Source organism: Micromonospora sp. D75 (assembly GCF_018070405.1).
Taxonomy (GTDB): Bacteria; Actinomycetota; Actinomycetes; order Mycobacteriales; family Micromonosporaceae; genus Micromonospora; species Micromonospora chalcea.
Window position 1 is genome coordinate 1 of record NZ_JAGPXV010000349.1, and the last position, 6,284, is coordinate 6,284.

Below are 6,284 nucleotides of genomic sequence, written 5' to 3' on the forward strand. Positions count from 1 at the left end.
GGTCGGCCCGAGCACCACGACGGTGCCGCCGGTCATGTACTCGCAACCGTGGTCGCCGAGGCCCTCGACCACCGCGACCGCGCCGGAGTTGCGCACCGCGAACCGCTCCCCCACCCGGCCGCGCAGGTAGACCTCGCCGCCGGTCGCGCCGTACAGGATGGTGTTGCCGGCGATGATCTGGTCCTCGGCCCGGCGGCCGGGCGCGGCGTCCACGCCGACGAACGGCGCGTCGGCGTCCGGCCGCACCACGAGGCGCCCGCCGGACAGTCCCTTGCCGACGTAGTCGTTGGCGTCGCCGTGCAGGCGCAGCGTGACGCCGCGCGGCAGGAACGCGCCGAACGACTGGCCGGCGGTGCCGCGCAGCAGGAACTCGATCGTGTCGTCGGGCAGGCCGGCGCCGCCGAAGCGGCGGGTCACCTCGCCGCCGAGCATCGCGCCGACGCTGCGGTGCTCGTTGCGCACCTCGACCTCGACCCGGACCGGGGTGCGCTCCCGCAGCGCCGGCCCGGCCAGCTCGATGAGCCGGTTGTCCAGCGCCGCGTCGAGGCCGTGGTCCTGGGCGCGTACGCCCCGGCGGGCCGCGCCCTCGGGCAGCTCGGGCAGGTGCAGCACGCGGCTCAGGTCGAGCCCGTGGCCCTTCCAGTGGTCGATCGCGCCGGCCACGTCGAGCAGCTCGGTGTGCCCGATCGCCTCGTCGATGCTGCGGAAGCCCAGCTCGGCCAGGTAGCCGCGGACCTCCTCGGCGAGGAAGAGGAAGAAGTTCTCCACGAACTCGGGGCGGCCGGTGAAGCGCTCGCGCAGCACCGGGTTCTGGGTGGCGATGCCGACCGGACAGGTGTCCAGGTGGCACACCCGCATCATCACGCAGCCCTCGACGATCAGCGGGGCGGTGGCGAAGCCGAACTCCTCGGCGCCGAGCAGCGCCGCGATCAGCACGTCCCGGCCGGTCTTGAGCTGGCCGTCGACCTGCACGGTCACCCGGTCGCGCAGCTTGTTCAGCAACAGCGTCTGCTGCGCCTCGGCCAGGCCCAGCTCCCACGGGGTGCCGGCGTGCTTGAGCGAGTTGAGCGGGGACGCGCCGGTGCCGCCGTCGTGGCCGGAGATCAGGATGACGTCGGCCTTGAGCTTGGCCACGCCCGCCGCGACGGTGCCCACGCCGACCTCGCTGACCAGCTTGACGTGCACCCGGGCGGCCGGGTTGACGCACTTCAGGTCGTGGACGAGCTGGGCCAGGTCCTCGATGGAGTAGATGTCGTGGTGCGGCGGCGGCGAGATCAGGCCGACACCGGGGGTGGCGTGCCGGGTCCGGGCGATCCACGGCCAGACCTTGTTGCCGGGTAGCTGCCCGCCCTCGCCGGGCTTCGCGCCCTGCGCCATCTTGATCTGGAGGTCGTCGGCGTTGACGAGGTATTCACTGGTCACGCCGAAGCGGCCGCTGGCGATCTGCTTGACCGCGGAGCGCCGCGCCGGGTCGTGCAGCCGCTCGACGTCCTCGCCGCCCTCACCGGTGTTGGACTTACCGCCGAGCCGGTTCATCGCGATGGCGAGCGTCTCGTGCGCCTCCGCCGAGATCGACCCGTACGACATGGCGCCGGTGGCGAAGCGCTTGACGATCTCGCTGGCCGGCTCGACCTCGTCCAGCGGCACCGCCGGACGTACGCCGGTGCGCAGCGTGAACAGCCCGCGCAGCGAGCCGGCCTGCGCGGCCAGCTCGTCGACCTTCGCGGTGTACTTCCGGAACACGTCGTACTGGCGGCTGCGGGTGGCGTGCTGGAGCAGGAAGACGGTCTCCGGGTTGAACAGGTGCAGCTCGCCCTCGCGGCGCCACTGGTACTCGCCGCCGACCTCCAGCCGGTCCGTGGCCTGCACGCCGGGCGCCGGCCAGGCCCGCGCGTGCCGGGCCGCCACCTCGGCGTGGATCTCGGCCAGCCCGATGCCGCCGATGGTGCTCGGCGTGCCCCGGAAGTACCTGTCGACCAGGCGGGTCTCCAGGCCGACCGCCTCGAAGACCTGCGCGCCGCAGTACGAGGACACGGTCGAGATCCCCATCTTGGACATGATCTTCAGGACGCCCTTGCCGAGCGCCTTGACGTAGTTGCGGACCGCCTTCACCCGGTCGACGCCGGCCAGCACGCCGGTGGAGATCATGTCCTCGACCGACTCGAAGGCCAGGTACGGGTTGACCGCCGCCGCGCCGTACCCGATCAGCACCGCCGCGTGGTGCACCTCGCGGCAGTCGCCGGACTCGACGATCAGCGCCACCTGGGTGCGGGTCTGCTCGCGTACCAGGTGCTGGTGCACCGCGGCGGTGAGCAGCAGCGACGGGATCGGGGCCAGGTCGGCGTTGGAGTCCCGGTCGGAGAGCACCAGGATGCGTACGCCGTCCTCGATCGCCTCGGAGACGTGCCGGCAGATCTCGGTCAGCCGGGCCTTGATGCCGGCGCCGCCGTCGCGCAGGCGGTAGAGACCGGAGACCCGGACCGCCTTGAAGCCGGGCAGGTCGCCGTCCTCGTCGATGGAGAGGATCTTGGCCAGCTCGTCGTTGTCGATCACCGGGTACGGCAGCACGATCTGCCGGCAGCTCGCCGGACCCGGGTCGAGCAGGTTGCCCTCCGGCCCGATGGTGGACGCCAGGCTGGTCACCAGCTCCTCCCGGATGGCGTCCAGCGGCGGGTTGGTGACCTGCGCGAAGAGCTGATGGAAGTAGTCGTAGAGCAGCCGCGGCCGGGTGGACAGCGGGGCGATGGGCGTGTCGGTGCCCATCGAGCCGATCGGCTCCGCGCCGCTGCGGGCCATCGGGCCGAGCAGGATCTTCAGCTCCTCCTCGGTGTAGCCGAACACCTGCTGGCGGCGGCGTACCGAGTCGTGGGTGTAGACGATGTGCTCGCGGGCCGGCAGGTCGTCCAGCTCGATCAGGCCCGCGTGCAGCCACTCCTGGTACGGCTGCTCGGCGGCCAGCTCGGTCTTGATCTCGTCGTCGGAGACGATCCGGCCGTTGACGGTGTCGACCAGGAACATCCGGCCCGGCTGGAGCCGGCCCTTGGCGATCACGGTGGACGGGTCCAGGTCGAGCACGCCCGCCTCGCTGCCTAGCACCACCAGCCCGTCGGCGGTGTGCCACCAGCGGCCCGGGCGCAGCCCGTTGCGGTCGAGCACCGCGCCGACGATCTCGCCGTCGGTGAAGGCGACCGAGGCCGGGCCGTCCCACGGCTCCATCAGGCTGGCGTGGAAGCGGTAGAAGGCGCGCTTGTCGGCGCGCATGTCCGGGTCGTTCTCCCACGCCTCGGGGATCATCATGAGCACCGCGTGCGGCAGGCTCCGCCCGGCCAGGTGCAGCAGCTCCAGGACCTCGTCGAAGTTCGCCGAGTCGGACGCGGCCGGGGTGCACACCGGGAAGACCCGGCGGATGTTGCCGGGCAGGTTCGGGCTGCGCAGCAGCGCCTCGCGGGCCTGCATCCAGTTGCGGTTGCCGCGAATCGTGTTGATCTCGCCGTTGTGCGCGATGAACCGGTACGGGTGCGCCAGCGGCCAGGAGGGGAACGTGTTCGTGGAGAAGCGCGAGTGCACCAGCGCGATGGCGCTGACCACCCGCTCGTCGGTCAGCTCCGGGTAGAACTCCGGAAGCTGGTCCGGGGTGAGCATGCCCTTCCACACCATGGTGCGGCCGGACAGCGACGGGAAGTACGCCGGCACGCCCCGCTCGGCGGTCTCCCGCTCGACCTGCTTGCGCAGGCAGAACGCCACCCGGTCCAGGTCCAGCCCGGTCAGCGGGGAACCGGCCGGGCCGGCCGGCGAGCCGGTCAGCCGGCGCGCGGCCACGAAGAGCTGCCGGACCCGGGGCATCGCCGCGAGCGCCGTCTCCCCCAGGCCGGACGGGTCGGTCGGCACCTCGCGCCAGCCGAGCACGTCGGCGCCCTCGACCAGCGCGTACTTGTCGACCACCTGGCGGGCACGGGTCTCGGCCACGTCGTCGTCGGGCAGGAACACCAGGCCGGTGGCGTACTGGCCGGCCGGGGGCAGCGGGAAGTCGACGGTGGCGCGCAGGAACGCGTCCGGCACCTGGATCATGATGCCGGCGCCGTCCCCGGTGTTGTGCTCCGCGCCCCGGGCGCCCCGGTGGTCCAGCCGGCACAGCGCCCCGAGGCCGTTCGCGACGACCTGGTGCGAGCGCCGCCCGTGCAGGTCGGCCACGAAGGCCACACCGCAGGCGTCATGCTCGTACGCGGGGTCGTAGAGCCCGGTCGCCGGTGGGGCCGACTGCGGGCTGTGAGGGTACGGAAAGGCCACCGGGCCTCCTGTCGTCACTCAGGATGGATCATGATGGGGACGACGTCGGCCCTCTGCGGTTTATTGAGTCTACGTTAGGGCTTCCGGCGCAAGGCCAGTTCAGATTGATCACACTTCCAGATGCTGGGACATGTAGTCTCGCGCGGTGGATCTCGCACGCGCTGACGTACTCGACCGGTTGGAGCGGTTCTACGACGCGGTGCCCCGCGACGGGGCCCGGACCGAGGAGTACGGCGCCCTGGTGCTCTTCGTCCGGGAAGGCCCCGGATGGCCGTTCTACGCCCGGCCCCGGCTCGACGCCACCGAGCACCCCACCCTCGCCGATGTCAACGCGGTACGCACCCGGCAGCAGGAACTGGGCCTGCCGGAGGCGTTCGAATGGGTGCACGAGCACCAACCGGAGCTGCTGGCGGTGGCCCGCTCGGCCGGGCTGAGCGTGCTGGAGGCGCCGCTGATGCTGCTGGAACCGGAGCGCCTGCCCGAACCGGGAACGTTCAGCGACGTACCGGTGCGGGTGCTGGACCCCGGCGACGCGGGCTTCGCCGCGGACATCGCGCTGCGGCGGGCCGTCGCCGCGGTCGGCTTCGCCAACGGCGGCACCGCGCGCGGCGAGGCCGGACCGGCCGAGCGGGACGCCACCGTCTCCGGGCTGGACGTGGCCGCGCTGGAGGAGGAGGCGACCCGGGTCGCCGACGGCCGGCGCATCTCCGTGCTCGCCGCCACGCCCGAGGAAGGCGCGCTCGCCGGCGGCATGGCCATGCGGGTCGGCGACGTGGCGGAGATCGCCGGGGTGGCCACGCTGCCGTCCGCGCGGCGGCGCGGCCTCGGCGCGGCGGTGACCGCCACCCTCGCTCGGGAACTGCGCGCTGCCGGCACCGACCTGATCTTCCTGAGCGCCGGCAGCGAGGACATCGCCCGGGTCTACCTGCGGGTCGGGTTCCGCCGGATCGGCACCGCCTGCATCGCCGAGCCCGCCGCGGTCATCTGAGGCCGCCGCGGCGGAGGTCAGGACGGCGGCTGCCAGGCGGCGGCCGCCGCGGCGGCCGTGTTACGCAGGCGCGGGCTGATCGTGCCGAGGGCGGCGTCGCGGGCGCGCAGCGCCAGCCGGCCCCGGGCCTGCAGGACCGCCGACATCCGCCGGGTCTGCCGGACCATCGTGGCCGCGCGGGGCCGGCGCAGCCTGTCGTACGCGGTCACCGCGTCCGGCAGCCGCGACTCCCGTAGCAGTCCGGCCAGCGTCGCCGCGTCCTCGAACGCCAGGCAGGCGCCCTGGCCGAGGTGCGGCGGCATGGCGTGCGCCGCGTCGCCGAGCAGCACCACGCCGCCCGGCCCGGCCGGGAAGCCGTACGCCTTCGGCAGCGGACGCAGCTCGCGGATCTCCTGCTGCACCACGTCGTCCGGGTCGGTCGCGTCCAGCAGCGTGCCGATCGGCGCGGGCCAGCCCGCGAACCAGCGCTTGAGCAGCGCGAGCTGGACCTCGGGCGGCTCCGGGCGGGGCGCGCCCGCCGCCGTGGCCACCCAGTAGACGCCGCCCCGGCGGGACGCCCCGGCGTTGCCCCGCTCGCCGAGCGAGGCGGCCAGGAACCGGTAGCCGGCGCCCAGCGTCTCCCCCTGCAGCGGCTGGTCGTCGGGCAGTTGCGGGGCCCGGTACCAGGGGATGACCGCCCGCCACGACGCGCACCCGGAGCTGACCACCGAGGTCTCCGGCGCCAACTGCCGGCGGATCTCGCTGTCGGTGCCGTCGGCGGCCACCACCAGGTCCGCCTCGTAGGTGTGCCGGCCGTCGCCCACCGCCGGGCGCTCACCGGACGCGGCGCGCACCGTCCGCACGCTCACGCCGGTACGCAGCTCGACCCGGTCACCCAGGCCGGCGATGAGCGCGTCGTGCAGGTCCTCCCGGTGCACCACCACCGGCATCCGCTCGGCCGGGGTGGACCGGGCCTGCACCAGCCAGTGCCCGTCCGGGCGGCGCACGCCGCCGTCGGGCAGCGGGGTGG

The 6,284-nt window shown here is 73.6% G+C and carries 3 protein-coding genes; 1 reads left to right on the forward strand and 2 read right to left on the reverse strand.

All coding sequences use genetic code 11. From position 1 onward, the window contains the following. Nucleotides 1-4,287 (reverse strand): glutamate synthase large subunit (gene gltB / locus KBX39_RS20085; protein ID WP_210871938.1); only part of this gene is annotated, 4,287 nt, incomplete at its 3' end. Between the two features lie 145 nt (nucleotides 4,288-4,432). On the opposite strand from gltB, the gene KBX39_RS20090 reads away from it, so the two are divergent. Further along, nucleotides 4,433-5,275, forward strand: coding sequence for a GNAT family N-acetyltransferase (locus KBX39_RS20090; RefSeq protein ID WP_069089046.1), 843 nt, complete (start codon nucleotides 4,433-4,435; stop codon nucleotides 5,273-5,275). A gap of 17 nt (nucleotides 5,276-5,292) precedes the next feature. Here the strand turns inward: KBX39_RS20090 and KBX39_RS20095 are convergent. Next, a partial coding sequence (locus KBX39_RS20095; RefSeq protein ID WP_210871940.1) for an FAD-dependent monooxygenase occupies nucleotides 5,293-6,284 on the reverse strand: 992 nt, incomplete at its 5' end.